The sequence below is a fragment of the Bacillus cereus group sp. BfR-BA-01347 genome (genome assembly GCF_022663835.1).
Classification (GTDB): domain Bacteria; phylum Bacillota; class Bacilli; order Bacillales; family Bacillaceae_G; genus Bacillus_A; species Bacillus_A thuringiensis_K.
Genome location: NZ_JAKUGG010000036.1, coordinates 1 through 16,627, shown reverse-complemented (window position 1 = coordinate 16,627; position 16,627 = coordinate 1). Strand labels below are relative to the sequence as shown.

Genomic DNA, 16,627 nt, shown 5'->3' with positions numbered 1-16,627 from the left:
TATTATATATTAATCGAATTCCTATTTGAGAACCTGCATACGTGACAAATACTTTAATACCATATTTTATTTCTCATCATCGTTCCCCAAGATTTTTCGCTTAACATCTGATAAATCCTTCGACAACGAACTAAATGCTTTTGCTTGTTCTTCAATGACCTGTTGATTTTTTTCAATAACTTTTTGATATTGTTCTTCGCGCTGTTCATTCTTTTTTTGCGTAGTAAACAGCATCCATACAAATAAAGCTGCGAATGCTCCTTGTTGAATCATTGAATTGAAGATTTGTTCTTCCATCGTTCTCATCTCCTTTTCAAAAATTAAAGAGAATCATACGAGTGATCCTACTCTCATATCCTTATCTCACATTAAAATGTTCTTCTTTTACCCATGTGTTTTGCCCAATATCGATATAACCATCTTTTCTTGCAAAAATCCCATATGGATAAGATCCATCCACATTTCCTTTATAATTTCCATTTGGACCATCATATGTGTTAATGCCATAACCTGCGGGATATTTTGAGTAAGCATGGAACCACTGCACTTCAAAGTGTTCTTCTTTTGCCCAGGCTTCCCAACCTAAGCAAAGCATATTTTCATTCCCGCCATACCAAGCAGCATCTATAATTAAATATGGCATTTTTGTATTAATGACATGACCTGTAAACCAAGCATCTTTTCCAGGGCCACTATATAAATTGATACCCGATCCTTCTGGGTATTTAGACGTTGCAATTCCTAGTCCTTTTGGTTGTAGTGGTTTATTATTATCTTTGTTAAATGCTTTGTTTATCTTCTCAATGAATTGATCCACTCTTCCTTCATCGAGCATTCGGTGTGGGCAATGCTTTCCACTCCACGATTTATGTGTACGTACGTTACTAATCGGTATATTGAATTGTTTCATTAGCTGAGCAATAACAATTGCTGCATTATCTTCTGCTTTATAATATCTATCTCCACCGCTTAAAGAGTAACAAATTTCAACCCCGATAGATTTACGATTACCATTCCCGTTACCATCACCGGCATGCCAAGCATTACGATCAAACGGAATACCTTGCACTGCTTCTTTGTCGTCTACTGCAACATGAAACGACACTGAATTATTATTTCCAATCATATACGATATCTCATTTTCTGCTGATGCATCATTGTACGTATTATGTACTGTAATGAATTCTGGTGTCATTGTATTGGGACACTTTATACTATATTTACTTGGATCCACTAATTTTCTTCTAATTTCCATTACTGAACATCTCCTTTTTCTTTTATTTTTTATCATGTAAAATTCCATTGAATTATTAAGTCCATCTAGAAATTAAATGCTCATACATGCCGCATTTTATATAATGGGTTATAATCCTCATATTCAAAAAGGAAAAAGAGCAACCTTTTACATCAGTTGCTCTTTCAAAACTTCCACTCTATATTCCGCCCAGCATTTTACAGATATTACTCTCATCTCAAGAGGTATGATAACAAGTTTTTTCATCCTACTTAATACGTGCAGATTTAAAGATATTATCTTACATTAAAATGCTCTTCTTGTACCCATGTATTTTGTCCAATATCGATATAACCATCTTTTCTTGCAAAAATTCCATATGGATAAGATCCATCTACATTTCCTTTATAATTTCCATTTGGACCGTCATATGTGTTAATGCCATAACCTGCTGGATATTTTGAATAAGCATGAAACCACTCTATTTCAAAGTGCTCTTCTTTCGCCCATGCTTCCCAACCTAGGCACAACATTTTTTCATTTCCACCATACCAAGCAGCATCTATAATTAAATATGGCATTTTTGTATTAATGACATTACCTGTGAACCAAGCATCTTTTCCAGGGCCACTATATAAATTGATACCCGATCCTTCTGGGTATTTAGACGTTGCAATTCCTAATCCTTTTGGTTGTAGTGGTTTATTAGAAGGATCAGTTGTACCACCACCTTCTCCTTTTCCTAAGTAATCTAATGGATTCACAGCATTACTCTTATTAACGTTCCAAGACCCTTTATGCAATTCAAAATGCAAGTGTTGACCACTAGAATCCCCTGTGTTCCCCATAATCCCAATAGTTTGTCCTTGTGTAACAGAATCACCTTCTTTTACTGTTCGAGAACCACTACGCATATGGGCATATACCGTTTCCCATGTAATCCCATCAATAGTGTGCACAATCATAATACATTCACCATAACTGGATGAAACATAAGAACGACTAACTCGTCCGCTAGCCGCTGCATAAATTGGATGATAGCCCGATTCAGCAAGGTCTATCCCATGATGATCTGGTCTGCTCCCCCTAAAACCACTTGTTACTCTCGTTGTATCTGTTGGATAAATAAATTTTGCCATAATAATCTTCCTTTCTATTTATAAGTAATATAAAAAGGCACTTAAAAAAGCACCTTTTATAAGATTTTTTCTTAATGTTCAAATTTAATATTTATAATCAAAGAAAAAGAGATCCTTTGTTATTACCTTACATTAAAATGTTCTTCTTTTACCCATGTATTTTGTCCAATATCGATATAACCATCTTTTCTCGCAAAAACGCCATATGGATAAGATCCATCTACATTTCCTTTATAATTTCCATTTGGACCATCATATGTGTTAATACCATAACCTGCTGGATATTTTGAATAAGCATGGAACCACTGCACTTCAAAGTGTTCTTCTTTTGCCCATGCTTCCCAACCTAGGCACAACATTTTTTCATTTCCACCATACCAAGCAGCATCTATAATTAAATATGGCATTTTTGTATTAATGACATTACCTGTGAACCAAGCATCTTTTCCAGGACCACTATATAAATTGATACCCGATCCTTCTGGGTATTTAGACGTTGCAATTCCTAGTCCTTTTGGTTGTAATGGCTTATTATCACCGCCACCATTTCCTCCATCAAAATCCACATATTGCTTAACAATTTCAGAGTAGAAGAAATTCCCTCCATTTTTATATCGATAGCCACCATTGTAAGCAACAGCGATAGGGTTACTATATTTCACCATAGCACCAGTCGTATTTCCAAGTGATGGCGCAACAACCGTTTTAGAATACTGATCTGCCACCGGTAATGAATGTTGTTTATTGTTAGAAGCTAACCAGCGAAGGTAAGCTCGTCCAAAATTATATGATTGAACAATGGCACTTAAATCTGTAATGCCATTTTTCTTTGCATCATCAAAAGCTCCTTTTAGATGCTTTACTCCATAATAAATTGAATCTTTAGGATTTTTAATTGTATTCATCGCCCAACCTTGTGATTCACTGGACTGCATAATATCAGGTGTTGTTTCAGAGTTTCCTCCACTCTCCACCATAATAATCCCAAGTACATAGGGAACTAATTCAGACACACCTTGTGCTGAACATTCACTTTCTACCATTGATTGCCAACGTAACACTTGTTGTGGCAGATTCTTTGTTTTAACTGAAGCAGCTAATAAACTCATCATTAAACATCTCCTTATTTTTCTATTATTTTCGCCTGTAAAACTACTACTTTACTAAATATAACTAGAAGCTAAAGACCCATTAATCCATCAAATCACTTCATGTTACTCACCTTCTTTCACAACAAAAAGAGCAACCATAAAAATAGTTGCCCTTTCGTCGAAATCTTATATTACTACTATAAATCACTTTTTCAATACTTTCTGTACACTGCATGTATCCTACAAAAAGGTAACACTAAAATCCATCTAAAAACTTGACAATCTTCCTTATTTCAGCGTGTTTTCGGCGTATATAGCCTGTACTATAATGTAATTCAAACGCAATTTGTTCTAAAGTCATCCCATCAACATATTTCATTTTAAGTATTTGATGATCCAGTCCTGTAAACTTATTAATCAAAAGCCTTAAATCATACTCTTCATTCATCTTATAAGCTAATTCATATTCAATTGCCTCAATCCGTCCTTCTACCTTAGCCCCTTCCGATTCAGCGGTTAATCGTACATTTTGCAAATCACCGCTAATCCAACGCTTCAATTCGGCTTTTGATTTGTCTAAGTTGTATTCTAAATAAGCAATTTCTTCTTCTAACTTCTTATAATCTTTGAGCCACTCGAACACTTACTGATTCACCCACTTCCATTCCTTTTACAAAGTCTCTTAATACTAATTTAATAGAATGAATATGCTTATTAGCTTTTTCAATCTTTATTACTTGTAAATCATCTTTCATTTTATAAACACAACCCTTCCCTAACATTTTTTATCCTCTATTGATCAGTTCATTATCTTTAGAATTTCGATATTTTTAATTAATTCCTGAATCCTATTGAAAAGACTTCTAACAGTCCCCATAGAAATTTAAGAAATAAACTGAAATTACAAATCGTTCATACTTGATCCAAGCATTCACTACTATTTTTATAATACTGTTCACTATGCATCGGGAATCTTTGAAGAATATAAATGCATTATTATTTTATTAAGATAATATATTTTAAAATAACAAAATCATCTAACGGTTTTCCTTATGACTTATATTTATTTAACACTTCTTGTAATCTCTCACGCTCTTCATCAATAGACTGTACAGTTTTTCTTTCCTCTTCTAGATTTGTTGATTCATCATCTTTATATAACCAATTGGGTACAATCTCTTTTCTATTTGAATACTTCCTACCTGTCCCTTTATATTTCTTTTTCTTACTCATTTCGAAACACCTATCTAGTATGGCCACATCAACTAATGTTTTAACTTCTTTCTCCTTCCAATTCCTCAATATAGCCTTAATGTAGTTCCATCTTGGTGCATTCTCATCAACAGCTTTATTAATTGCATGCTGAATTAACTCATCACTAAACAAATTACAAAAATCCCCCAACTCTGCAATTGCAATTTCACTTAACGGAATGCCCATCCCCTTAATAAAGTTACAACTTACTTTAACCCTCTCATTGATGAATACACGAGATTCTAATTTATCCATATCATCATAATGATTAGTATTTTGTATATTTGTATTTCGTTTATTAGTAGTTAGTCTATTAGTATTTAGTAGTTTCTGATTTTCCACATATGGCTTTACCACATCTTGGTTTTCCACTTGTGGCATGTTCCTTTGTGGCGTTTCGTAAATTTCCGTATCCCACTTTGTAATTTTTTTCGTATTCCCGTCACGAACAGGATAACGTTTTACATAACCTAATTCTTTTAATTCCTTAAAACCTGTACGGAGCGAATCTTCTCCATCCTTAGCATGTCGAGCTAATTCGCTAATATGAAAAGTCCAATCGTCTGGTAATGTAAGCGCATAGGCTAAGATCCCTTTCGCTTTCCATGACAACCTTTCATCTTTTAAACCAGTATTATTTATAACGGAATAATTACTATCTTTTTTCACTCGAATAATCCCCATACTAGCCACCTCATAAATTCTCAAAAACGGTATTCAATGTTATACTTATCTAGAGATATTTTTTCTTATAGAATCCGCTGCAACGGATTCTTTTCTTATGCATTCATTCAAAACAATCATGCTATCCATATCTATTTTCTTCTAAACCTCTCTTATTCCTCAAATTCAACATCCACTTGAATTTCGATATTCATAGGAATTTCTTGTGTTATACGAATCACATTTTGACTCATTCCTTTTTGAATAAGCTTTCTAACCTGCTCTTTTGCATCTTCTTTTGTTTTAAATTCACTGACAGTTGGTAACCCTGCTAAACTACTAGTAATTACTAAAATCTTTCTTTGCATGTTCTTTCCTCCTACTGAATGTCTGCCATATTTATTTGTGAGTTTTTAACTGTAATTTCTTCATTTAAAACAGTTGGAATTGAATATTCTTCATTAATAATTTGTATTGCTCTATCCAAATGATAACGTTTAATAGCTTTATAACTATTCACACCAAATTCCCGATGTAACTGACTATAAATATCTCTATATAACTTCCTTCTAAGACCGATATCCTGATAAGAATTTGAATTTTTACCTCCCAATAACATAATACCTAACCTTTTTACAGCCCTTGTTATCTCTTCACACTCGATAGCATAAAGCGGAGTATTTTCTCGCAACCCCTTCACCTCAGACTTTATTTCTTGTATCTCCTGAGTATGTCCTTCTAACGCAGCAAATGTTAACTTTAAAACCCCCATTGGATCCTTTGGCACATTTTGTTGATTTTGTATATACTGCTTCATTCGTTTGAACTCTTTCATAAATTTAATTTTCATTCCAACCGCTTCTCTACTGTTATATCCCATAACAAGTAACGTGAATGCTTCTTCTGTTAAATCATATTTAGAGGTTCGCCTGTTCTTTGAATTAACATAAGTGGACTCGTGAAAATTTTCTCCCCCAAACTCTTCACCTACATATACAATTTGTTTTCGAACTTCCTTCAAAACGTCGAAGTGATTTTTTTTGAATATCTTCGCAATTACCAAACTATCCGTTACTACTTTTCCATTAACTTCAAATACTAATGAACTATGTACTGATGAGTCAGTTAATTGCCCCATCCTCATCTCCTCCTCACTACTAATTTTGAACTATCTTTATTGCATTGAGATAATTTAGCACTACACATAATTCGTTACTTTCTTTTTACAGATTAACTAATTATCGTAATTTAAATTAAATACTTTGATATGAACCCTCTTATTAAAGTATCATTCAATAATTCGCTTATAGCATTACATTTTAAGTAAATCTCCTCCGATTTCAATTCGCTTCGTTTTCTTCAAATTCAAAAAGATATTCCAAACTATGTTCTGGAAAAAAAGTTTTCTTAATTTCAAAAGCTTCATCATAATAAAAACGAAATTTACCATTTATTTTGTCGCTCACTGTTGCGTGGCGAAGTTTCAGATGCGAAGAAATTTGTGTAATCATAATTCTTTTTCTCGCCATCTCTGCACGCAAATTCGGATACATCGACTCACCACCTGTTTTTTTGTACGATGTTGCGTTCATTTCCATTTAAATATAAACTCAATTCCGTATTTAGTCAACAAAAAAACGCATTTAAATACTCAATTTCGTATATTGTTCTATTTACTAACAAATTTAGTTAGGTTATGATATATACAGGAATACGCAATATCGTATACATTTTAATACGAAAGATGGTGAAAGTAATGAAAAAAGCAGAGGTTGTAACACGCCTAATAAAAGAAGCTGGCTATAGTAAAAGAGCCTTCGCCGAAAAAATAGGTCTCCCCCCCACAACACTGCAATCCATGTTATCAAGAGGGATTGGTAAAGCATCTGTTGATAATGTCATAAAAGTTTGTAAGGGATTAGGAATCACTACTGATGATTTAGAAAGACTCGCAACACAAGAGGGCAATACTGTTAAAGAAGAAGTTTCTATTTATGAAACCATCCAAAACGATCAATCAAACATTATTTACATTCCTATCATTGGTTCTGTAGCAGCCGGTACACCAATACTCGCTGAAGAAAATATCGAAGGCTATTTACCCATGCTAAGTACATTTTTAAACAAGCGTAAAAAGTATTTTTATCTTACTGTAAAAGGCACTAGCATGAATCTCGAATTCCCTGATGGTTCTTATGTTTTAGTAGAGGAAACTCCTTATGTTGAAAACGGACAAATTGCTGTTGTAAAAGTCAATGGTTATGATGCTACCGTGAAAAAGATTTCAAAATCTGGAAGCATCATTACTTTAATACCATTGAGTAATGACCCTATCCACGAACCAAAAACTTACGACCTTTCAGCTGAAGATGTAAAAATCATTGGTCGCGTTGTACAGGCAGTAAAGAATTATTAAGTTATAGCACAAGTGATTTAAAAAAAGATAAAATCAATTCTTTTGAAAAGATTTTCTTAGTAACATGATTTAAAATAACCAAAAACAATCCATTATCTAGTAGTTAATATATCCAATAACTTCACTAAAAAAGCCCTGATACCGTAGTATCAAGGCTTTTTTATTTCACAAATTATATAAAACTTACGTTTATCTGATAATGTTTTTCTATGATATCACTACTTGTTATTAATTCGTGGCTTTTATGTGGCTGTTTTTCATTTTATAACCACATAAAAGTGTAATAATTGGGAATTAAAAAACCCTTGATACGAGTTGTATCAAGGGTTCAATCCTCTTAGTATAGAGACATATATTGATCGCGTTCCCATTGGTGAACTTGCGTTCTAAAGATATCCCACTCAATCTCTTTCGCTTCGATGAAGTGCTCAAGTAAGTGTTCTCCTAGTGCACCGCATACTACTTCATTAGATTGTAATGTAACTAATGCTTGCGCTAATGTTGCTGGTAAGTCAACAATACCTGCTTCTTCGCGCTCTTCTTTTGTCATTACATAGATGTTACGATCTACTGCTGCTGGTGGAGTTAATTTGTTTTTAATTCCATCAAGACCTGCAGCTAATAATGTAGCCATTACTAAATATGGGTTTGCAGCTGGGTCAACACTACGTACTTCTACGCGTGTACTAATACCACGAGATGCAGGGATACGCACTAACGGGCTACGGTTTTGTGCAGACCATGCTACGTAACAAGGCGCTTCATATCCAGGTACTAGACGTTTGTATGAGTTTACAGTTGGGTTTGCTATCGCCGTAAATGCTGGTGCATGTTTTAAAATACCTGCGATGAAGTGACGAGCATCATCACTTAATTGTAAGTCACCGTTTGCATCAAAGAATACGTTCTCACCATTTTTAAATAATGATAAGTTACAGTGCATACCTGAACCGTTCACACCGTATAGTGGTTTTGGCATAAACGTTGCATGTAGACCATGTTTACGAGCAATTGTTTTTACAACAAGTTTGAATGTTTGAATGTCATCACATGAGCGAATTGCATTTGCATATTTAAAGTCAATTTCGTGCTGCCCTGGAGCAACCTCATGGTGAGATGCTTCAATTTCAAATCCCATTTCTTCAAGTTCAAGAACGATATCACGACGACAGTTTTCCCCTAGATCCATCGGCGCAAGGTCGAAGTATCCACCGTTATCGTTTAGTTCTAATGTTGGATTTCCTTTTTCATCAACCTTAAATAGGAAGAATTCTGGCTCTGGTCCAAGATTGAAGTCTGAAAATCCTAAAGCTTCCATTTCTTTTAACACACGTTTTAAGTTGTTACGTGGGTCTCCATCAAATGGAGTGCCATCTGCATTGTAAATATCACAGATTAGTCGAGCTACTTTACCTTTTTCAGCTGTCCAAGGGAAAATTACCCAAGTGTCTAAATCAGGATATAAATACATATCAGATTCTTCAATACGTACGAAACCTTCAATCGAAGATCCATCAAACATCATTTTGTTATCAAGAGCTTTCGTTAATTGTCTCACTGGAATCTCTACGTTTTTAATTACCCCTAAAAGGTCCGTAAATTGTAAACGGATATACTTTACATTCTCTTCTTTCGCCAAACGGAAAATATCTTCTTTTGTGTATCTAGACATTATAAATTCCTCCTTAGTCCCTCTAATCGCCTTCAGAATCAGTTATCTTTAGTGAAAAAATCTTGAAATGTCACCTTGTCGCAATGAAGTTCGATTGAATCTACCTGTATGTTGTAGTTCGTCTCGAAGTATTTTGCGAAGCTCAGTTTTTGAAATTTCTTTCGTTTCTTCTTTTACTTTCACTGCTTCTGTTTGATTTTCTTTCATTAGTAACACTTGTTTAATACCAGCCATATTCAAGCCTTGATCTAACAAATCTTTAATTTCTAACAACTTATCTACATCGTTAAATGAAAATAATCTACGATTCCCCTTTGTACGGGTTGGAGAAACAAGATTATGCTCTTCATAGTAGCGAATTTGACGTGCAGACAATTGTGTTAAATCCATAACAATACCAATAGGAAACAGCGGGGCAGAACGTCTATCTTCTTTCATTTTTCAGTTCCTCCTTCGCCTTAACTGCTTCTCATTTTATACTATGTTATGTTTAGTGTCAATAGATGTTAGCTTTTCTTACATGATTTTTTATAAATTTTTTCATGAATTTTTTCACTCTTTTTTCTAATCGCATAAATCATTACTTTTATACGAAAAAAGCTGCCGAAATCGACAGCTTCCCTTTAAGAAATTGTTAATAAATTCTTTTCAATCAATTCGTCAATCGCAGAACAAATCGCAATTTTAACATGCGAATACGTTAAGCCACCTTGCACATACGCAACATATGGCGGTCTAATTGGACCATCAGCAGACAATTCAATACTTGCACCTTGAATAAATGTTCCCGCAGCCATAATTACATCATCTTCATAACCTGGCATATAGTTTGCATACGGAGTAAAATGCGAATTAATTGGAGATGCATATTGAATCGCTTGGCAGAAGGCAATCATACGGTCTTTATCATCAAATTGAACAGATTGAATTAAGTCTGTTCTTGGTGCATTCCACGCTGGTGACGTGTTCATTCCTAACTTTTCTAAAAACGCAGCTGTAAAAATTGCACCTTTCAGCGCTTGTCCTGCAACATGTGGCGCTAAGAAGAACCCTTGATACATTTCTTGCAGACTGTATAAAGACGCTCCAGCTTCAGCGCCAATTCCCGGAGATGTTAAACGATATGCACACGCTTCAACATACTGTTCTTTCCCGACAATATAACCACCAGTTTTAACAATTCCGCCGCCCGGGTTTTTAATAAGCGAACCCGCCATTAAATCTGCACCAACATGACATGGCTCTTGCTCTTCAATAAACTCGCCATAACAGTTATCTACAAACACAACAACATCAGGTTTAATTTCTTTAACAAACGCGATCATCTCTTTAATTTGAGAAATAGTAAACGACGGACGAGTAGCATAACCTTTCGAGCGCTGAATACCGATCATTTTCGTATTATTATGAATCGCTGCTGCAACAGCCTCAAAATCAACAAGCCCAGCTTCAGTTAGCGGAACTGCATTGTAACCGATATTATATTCTTTAAATGAACCTACACCTTTCCCACGTACACCAACAATTTCTTCTAACGTATCATACGGTTTCCCAGTGATATACAATAACTCATCTCCGGGGCGTAAAATACCAAATAACGCTGTAGAGATAGCGTGAGTACCTGAAATAATTTGCGGACGAACAAGTCCAGCTTCCGCCCCAAATACATCAGCATATACTTTTTCTAACGTATCACGGCCAATATCATCATAACCATAACCTGTTGTCGGGATAAAATGCGAGTCACTAATTTTATGTTTACGAAAACTTTCTAATACACGAAACTGATTGCTTTCAATTACTTCATCCGCACGTTTATGTACTTCTGTAATCTGACTCTCTACTTCTTTTACGATTGGAGCAATTTTTTCTCCATTTTTCAAACGATCAAACATTTTTATTGTCTCCTTCTTCCACTAAAAATCTCTTTAATTGCACATTAAGTGATGAATGAGCAAAAATATACCCTGCACAATCATATACAAATTTATCTTCTAGAAACTCCATCTTTGCTAATAGAGTTTCCGTCTTTAAAAGCGTTAACAACTTACCTTCACTCGGAGGGATTTCCACTCGATAACGATCCATTTCTTTCTTCATCTTCGTTTCTATCGCTTCTTTTATACGCAATAAATCACTTTCTTCAAAAGCACTAGTCATTAAGAAATCACTTTTCGGAAACGGAATAAAGTTTTGATGTAATTCATCTTTTTTATTATATAACGTAATAACAGGAATATGGTTAATTTCAAGTTCTGATAATAATCTTTTTACTGTTTTTTCATGCCTTATGTAGTTAGGATCCGCGGAATCAACTACATGTAAAATGACATCTGCTTCCCCCGCTTCTTCCAGTGTTGAACGAAATGCAGCGATTAATGAAGTGGGTAAATCTTGTATAAAACCAACAGTATCAGTTAGTAATACTGTATAACCAGAAGGTAACGGCATCTTCCTTGTCGTTGGGTCTAATGTTGCAAACAGAAGGTTTTCTTCAAACGTATCAGCTTCCGTTAATCTATTAAACAGTGTCGATTTCCCTGCATTTGTATACCCTATTAATGACACTTGAAATACTTTATTATCTTTTCTTCTCTCACGATATCTTTTTCGATGTTCCACAACAACTGCAAGTTGTTTCTTTATTTCATCAATACGCGATCGAATATGACGACGATCCGTCTCTAATTTCGTCTCACCCGGTCCTCTTGTTCCAATACCACCACCAAGACGTGATAAGGACAATCCTTGCCCCATAAGACGCGGCATTGTATATTGCAACTGAGCTAATTCTACTTGAAGCTTACCTTCCCTCGACTTCGCACGTTGCGCAAAAATATCCAGTATTAGTTGCGTTCGATCAATTACTCTCGCATCTAATACTGAGGATAAATTCCGAATTTGACTCGGCGTTAATTCATTATTAAATACAATAACATCCGGCTCTAACTCTTCAGTTAACATTGTAAGCTCTTCTAATTTCCCTTTACCTATGTAAGTTGCCGGATGAAACTTTGGTCGTTTTTGCGTTGTTGACACTAACAATTCTGCTCGTGCAGTCTTCGCTAGTGATGCAAGCTCTTTCATGGAATGCATAAATTTTTCATCATCATCTTGTGGCAATTGACAGCCTACTAATATGACTTTTTCTTTTTCTTCCATCAAATATGTTCACTCATCCTTTTCGAAATTTAAACCTTCTAATATAATAGCAGAGGAAGCACATTTCATCTAGTTAGCGGGGGAGAAAATTCATGGCATGGGAGATTTTTAGCATCATAGGCACAATCGCTTTCGCACTAAGCGGAGCCATTGTTGCAATGGAAGAGGATTATGATATTTTCGGGGTGTATATTTTAGGAATGGCAACCGCATTTGGGGGAGGTGCCCTTCGTAATTTATTAATCGGTTATCCGATTGTCGCGTTTTGGCAACAAGACATGTTATTCCAAATCGCACTTTTATCAATGACTATTATTTTTCTTTTTCCAAATAAGTTAATTAGACATTGGAAAAAGTGGGAAAATATCACTGACGCTATTGGCTTATCGGCATTTGCTGTACAAGGAGCATTATATGCCCAAAAATTAAATTTACCAATTAGCGCCACAATTGTAGCAGCTGTTTTAACTGGTATCGGCGGCGGTATCATTCGCGATCTTTTAGCCCGCAGAAAACCTCTCGTTCTTCGAGCTGAAGTATATGCCTTTTGGACAATTTTAGCAGGTTTCTTAATTGGAGCTCAAATTATTGTTAGCGATTGGGCTCTTTACATTCTATTCATTTTAATTGTTTGCTTCCGCATGGTTTCTATTCATTACAAATGGCATTTACCGCACAGACGTATCGAAACGAAAGAACGTTCAATGCATAAATAGCACTCTAACCTCTTTACATATCGTAAAGAGGTTTTTCTTTTCTAACGATTTTTTCTTTATATAATGTTTATACTAATTTTTAAAGTGAGGTGAATACAAATGACAAACCACGTTAATAAAGGAGCTCAAAAAAGCTCAGTAAATCAATTTGGACACGATCCTAATTCAGCACACGAAAAGAGCGCTAAAATGGAACACTTCCATAAAACACACCAAGAAAAAGCCAAAAAAGAGTAAACGAACTTATACACAAAAATCGACGCACAGTTTATGTACTGTGCGTCTCCTCTTCGAGCATCAAATCCATACTCGATATTCCAATTAAATCATTTTTATCATATGCATCTTCTTGCAACAACCGCATCGCCTGTGTACGAATTGATTTTTCAACAATATTCCGTACATACCGCCCATTACTAAACGATGTAATTTGCGACGAATACTTCACCGCATGTAAATGATCCCTAAATTTCCATTCAGCTTCTTTTGATAACTGATATTCACGATCTTCATACATTCTCTTCCCAATTTCCAATAGCTGATTTACCGAGTAATCCGCAAATTCAATAATAAATGGAAAACGAGATTGCAGCCCTGGATTTAATGAAAGAAAGTGATTCATTTCTCTTGAATATCCAGCTAAAATCAATACAAAACCATGTTGTTTATCTTCCATATGTTTTACAAGCGTATCAATTGCTTCTTTTCCAAAATCCTTCTCTCCTCCTCGAGCTAAAGAATACGCCTCATCAATAAACAAAATACCTCCCATTGCTTTTTTTATTAAATCTCTTGTTTTTTGAGCTGTATGGCCGATGTACTCTCCTACAAGATCAGCACGTTCAGCTTCAACCAAGTGCCCTTTTGATAGAATATTCATCTCAAACAGCAATTTTCCTATCATTCTAGCAACAGTTGTCTTCCCTGTACCCGGATTCCCTTTAAACAGCATATGAAGTACTTGCTTCTCAGACTTCAATCCCTTCTCTTGTCTTTTTTTATTCACATAAATCCAAGCATATATTTCTTTTATTATCTTTTTTATATCATCCATCCCAACAAGCTTCCCCATCTCTTCTTCAATTCTCTGCAGCATTTCATGTTTAATTGCAGTTTCATTTGAAATTACCGTTTTATTTTCTGCGGCTGGCAAAGAAATTTTCTTTCGATGGTTTAACACAATATTAATTTGATTGTTGTTTTTCTTTCGCATCGATTGTTCCATACAATCACCTCATTTTATCCACTCACCAAATATTATTATTCCTGTCCCCCTTGTAAATGCCTATTTTCAGAAAAGTTTGCTATAATATAAGAAATAATTAAGGTGGTGGGACTATGGAGACAACGGAATTCCATGATACAATACAAGCCTTTTCTATTTTTTTATTGAATAAAGGCCGAAAACCCTCAACTATTAAACGTTATGTTTATGACGTTGAAGACTTCGGACATTGGTTAGAAAAAAACAAAAAGCTCCCTTCCAGTAATATATGGGCTACACTTTGTACAAAAGACTACGAAGATTACTTTTCCGATTTAAAAACGAATCGACATTACTCAGAAAAAACGATGCATCGTGTATTTATTGTACTAAATAGAATGCATCATTTTCTAAACATCCCTAATCCATTGAAGAATATGGAAATATCCATTCAACCAGACCGTACACTTCGTAACGAAGATTTCATTTCACCTGATGAAGAAAAAAGATTAAAGTATATAGTCACTTCATTAGAAGGACTTTCAGAAAAACAACTTCCTGTGCGCCCTTTATTAATGGCTCGCAATATCGCTATTTTAAATCTATTGATCGACTACGGTTTATCCTTACAGGAACTTACAGCATTAACAATGCATCACGTTCACTTTGAAACTAACACATTGTCAATCCCAGCAACCGCAGGTGTAGAAAGAACAATTACATTAGCAAAAGAAGACAAAAAACAACTATATAATTATTACAAAAGCATCCCAGAACCAGTTCGCCCTAAATACCATAGTGATGATCCATTATTTGTCGCATTCGATTTTAACCGCGGAACATACAGGTGGGTATATGAAAATGATGCACCAAAGGCATTAACGGAAATTGCTATACAAAAAATGATTCGCCTCGAAGTGGCTAGAGCCAATTTACGTAAAGGAATTTCAGGACAACATTTTCGTAACACCTATATTTTAAACTTAATAAAAAAAGAAACTCCTGAATCAGAAATTATAAAACTCGCTGGATTCAAATCAAAAATTTCATTAAAGCGATATTATCAATACGCAGAAAATAGAAAAAACGCCTTATTGTAAGGTGTTTTTTCTATTTTTTCTTTAAACAAACGATTTTACTATGACCATTTAACTAATTTCTGCATCTACTATGATGAGTTTCGTTCACATTTTCGTGAGAAAGGAGAGATTTAATGTCTCGTTATAACGACAATCAAAACAAATTCTCCAAACCATGCTTTCCAAGTAGCGCCGGACGAATCCCAAATACTCCATCAATCCCAATTACTAAAGCTCAACTTAGAACATTTCGTGCGATTATTATTGACTTAACAAAAATAATCCCAAAACTTTTCGCCAATCCATCTCCCCAAAATATTGAAGATCTAATCGATACATTGAACCTACTAAGTAAATTTATTTGTTCACTAGACGCTACTTCCTCCCTGAAAGCACAAGGGTTAGCTATTATTAAAAACTTAATAACTATATTAAGAAATCCAACCTTTGTAGCAAGCGCTGTATTTATTGAGCTTCAAAATCTCATTAACTATTTACTATACATTACAAAATTATTCCGAATTGACCCTTGCACACTTCAAGAGCTCCTTAAATTAATAGCAGCATTACAAACTGCTCTAGTTAATTCTGCTTCGTTCATCCAAGGACCTACCGGACCTACTGGACCAGCAGGCGCTACTGGTGCCACTGGACCTCAGGGACCTCAGGGACCTCAAGGCAACACAGGCGCTACCGGCAATACGGGCGCTCAAGGACCTGCGGGGGCTACTGGGGCTACTGGGGCCACTGGACCTCAGGGACCTCAAGGCAACACAGGCGCTACCGGCAATACGGGCGCTCAAGGACCTGCGGGGGCTACTGGGGCTACTGGCGCCACTGGCGCTCCGGGACCTCACGGTAACACCGGTGCTACCGGTGCCACTGGACCTCAAGGTGCTCATGGTTACACGGGGGCTACTGGGGCCACTGGGCCTCAAGGTATTCAAGGTAACACGGGTGCCACTGGACCTCAAGGTGCTCAAGGTAACACGGGGGC

The 16,627-nt window shown here is 35.5% G+C and carries 20 protein-coding genes; 5 read left to right on the top strand and 15 right to left on the bottom strand.

The genetic code is table 11. The annotated features are described in order from the left end of the window. Positions 1-66 precede the first annotated feature (66 nt). The 10 genes from MR143_RS30190 to MR143_RS30145 form a co-directional block, all read right to left on the bottom strand. Complete coding sequence (locus MR143_RS30190; RefSeq protein WP_000392444.1) at positions 67-297, bottom strand: BhlA/UviB family holin-like peptide; 231 nt, start codon at positions 295-297, stop codon at positions 67-69. A gap of 61 nt (positions 298-358) precedes the next feature. Then, positions 359-1,255 (bottom strand): peptidoglycan recognition protein family protein, encoded by an 897-nt coding sequence (locus tag MR143_RS30185; RefSeq protein ID WP_000405939.1) that lies wholly within the window; start codon positions 1,253-1,255, stop codon positions 359-361. A gap of 275 nt (positions 1,256-1,530) precedes the next feature. Next, positions 1,531-2,373: a M23 family metallopeptidase gene (locus tag MR143_RS30180; RefSeq protein ID WP_001051372.1), complete on the bottom strand. Its 843-nt coding sequence runs from the start codon at positions 2,371-2,373 to the stop codon at positions 1,531-1,533. A gap of 122 nt (positions 2,374-2,495) precedes the next feature. After that, a complete protein-coding gene (locus MR143_RS30175) occupies positions 2,496-3,482 on the bottom strand; it encodes a lysozyme family protein (RefSeq protein ID WP_033690184.1) in 987 nt (328 codons plus the stop codon). Between the two features lie 238 nt (positions 3,483-3,720). Further along, positions 3,721-4,107 (bottom strand): DUF1492 domain-containing protein, encoded by a 387-nt coding sequence (locus MR143_RS30170; protein WP_000464427.1) that lies wholly within the window; start codon positions 4,105-4,107, stop codon positions 3,721-3,723. Further along, complete coding sequence (locus MR143_RS30165; RefSeq protein WP_000900734.1) at positions 4,082-4,246, bottom strand: hypothetical protein; 165 nt, start codon at positions 4,244-4,246, stop codon at positions 4,082-4,084. Before MR143_RS30165 ends, MR143_RS30170 begins: the two co-directional genes overlap by 26 nt. A gap of 268 nt (positions 4,247-4,514) precedes the next feature. Next, positions 4,515-5,402 (bottom strand): DnaD domain protein, encoded by an 888-nt coding sequence (locus tag MR143_RS30160; protein WP_000511417.1) that lies wholly within the window; start codon positions 5,400-5,402, stop codon positions 4,515-4,517. A 152-nt stretch (positions 5,403-5,554) separates the two neighbouring features. Then, the gene (locus tag MR143_RS30155) at positions 5,555-5,749 is read right to left on the bottom strand and encodes a hypothetical protein (protein ID WP_001189064.1); all 195 of its coding nucleotides are present in this window, start codon (positions 5,747-5,749) and stop codon (positions 5,555-5,557) included. 11 nt (positions 5,750-5,760) lie between these two features. Further along, a complete protein-coding gene (locus MR143_RS30150) occupies positions 5,761-6,519 on the bottom strand; it encodes a phage regulatory protein (RefSeq protein ID WP_000531300.1) in 759 nt (252 codons plus the stop codon). Between the two features lie 202 nt (positions 6,520-6,721). Beyond that, entirely contained in the window at positions 6,722-6,934 is a 213-nt protein-coding gene (locus MR143_RS30145) for a hypothetical protein (RefSeq protein ID WP_000283431.1), read from the bottom strand. 203 nt (positions 6,935-7,137) lie between these two features. On the opposite strand from MR143_RS30145, the gene MR143_RS30140 reads away from it, so the two are divergent. Further along, positions 7,138-7,797 (top strand): LexA family protein, encoded by a 660-nt coding sequence (locus MR143_RS30140; RefSeq protein WP_000708857.1) that lies wholly within the window; start codon positions 7,138-7,140, stop codon positions 7,795-7,797. A 337-nt stretch (positions 7,798-8,134) separates the two neighbouring features. Here MR143_RS30140 and glnA read toward each other — a convergent pair whose 3' ends face one another. The 4 genes from glnA to hflX form a co-directional block, all read right to left on the bottom strand. After that, positions 8,135-9,469, bottom strand: coding sequence for a type I glutamate--ammonia ligase (glnA, locus tag MR143_RS30135; RefSeq protein WP_000092763.1), 1,335 nt, complete (start codon positions 9,467-9,469; stop codon positions 8,135-8,137). A gap of 48 nt (positions 9,470-9,517) precedes the next feature. Next, complete coding sequence (glnR, locus tag MR143_RS30130; RefSeq protein ID WP_000656783.1) at positions 9,518-9,907, bottom strand: transcriptional repressor GlnR; 390 nt, start codon at positions 9,905-9,907, stop codon at positions 9,518-9,520. A gap of 185 nt (positions 9,908-10,092) precedes the next feature. Next, the gene (locus MR143_RS30125; RefSeq protein WP_000460290.1) at positions 10,093-11,364 is read right to left on the bottom strand and encodes a methionine gamma-lyase family protein; all 1,272 of its coding nucleotides are present in this window, start codon (positions 11,362-11,364) and stop codon (positions 10,093-10,095) included. Beyond that, entirely contained in the window at positions 11,357-12,631 is a 1,275-nt protein-coding gene (hflX, locus tag MR143_RS30120; protein ID WP_242281238.1) for a GTPase HflX, read from the bottom strand. Before hflX ends, MR143_RS30125 begins: the two co-directional genes overlap by 8 nt. A 92-nt stretch (positions 12,632-12,723) precedes the next feature. Between hflX and MR143_RS30115 the strand changes: the two genes are divergently transcribed. Further along, entirely contained in the window at positions 12,724-13,347 is a 624-nt protein-coding gene (locus MR143_RS30115; protein ID WP_000312267.1) for a trimeric intracellular cation channel family protein, read from the top strand. A 99-nt stretch (positions 13,348-13,446) separates the two neighbouring features. After that, positions 13,447-13,584 (top strand): hypothetical protein, encoded by a 138-nt coding sequence (locus tag MR143_RS30110; RefSeq protein ID WP_000181501.1) that lies wholly within the window; start codon positions 13,447-13,449, stop codon positions 13,582-13,584. A gap of 31 nt (positions 13,585-13,615) precedes the next feature. Here the strand turns inward: MR143_RS30110 and spoVK are convergent, their stop codons facing one another. Further along, positions 13,616-14,572 (bottom strand): stage V sporulation protein K, encoded by a 957-nt coding sequence (gene spoVK, locus MR143_RS30105; protein ID WP_000438174.1) that lies wholly within the window; start codon positions 14,570-14,572, stop codon positions 13,616-13,618. A 113-nt stretch (positions 14,573-14,685) separates the two neighbouring features. Between spoVK and MR143_RS30100 the strand changes: the two genes are divergently transcribed. Together MR143_RS30100 and MR143_RS30095 are read left to right on the top strand one after the other, a co-directional pair. Further along, positions 14,686-15,651, top strand: a complete 966-nt coding sequence (locus MR143_RS30100; protein ID WP_000450324.1) for a tyrosine-type recombinase/integrase — start codon at positions 14,686-14,688, stop codon at positions 15,649-15,651. Between the two features lie 113 nt (positions 15,652-15,764). Continuing rightward, a partial coding sequence (locus tag MR143_RS30095; RefSeq protein ID WP_242281235.1) for a collagen-like repeat preface domain-containing protein occupies positions 15,765-16,627 on the top strand: 863 nt, incomplete at its 3' end.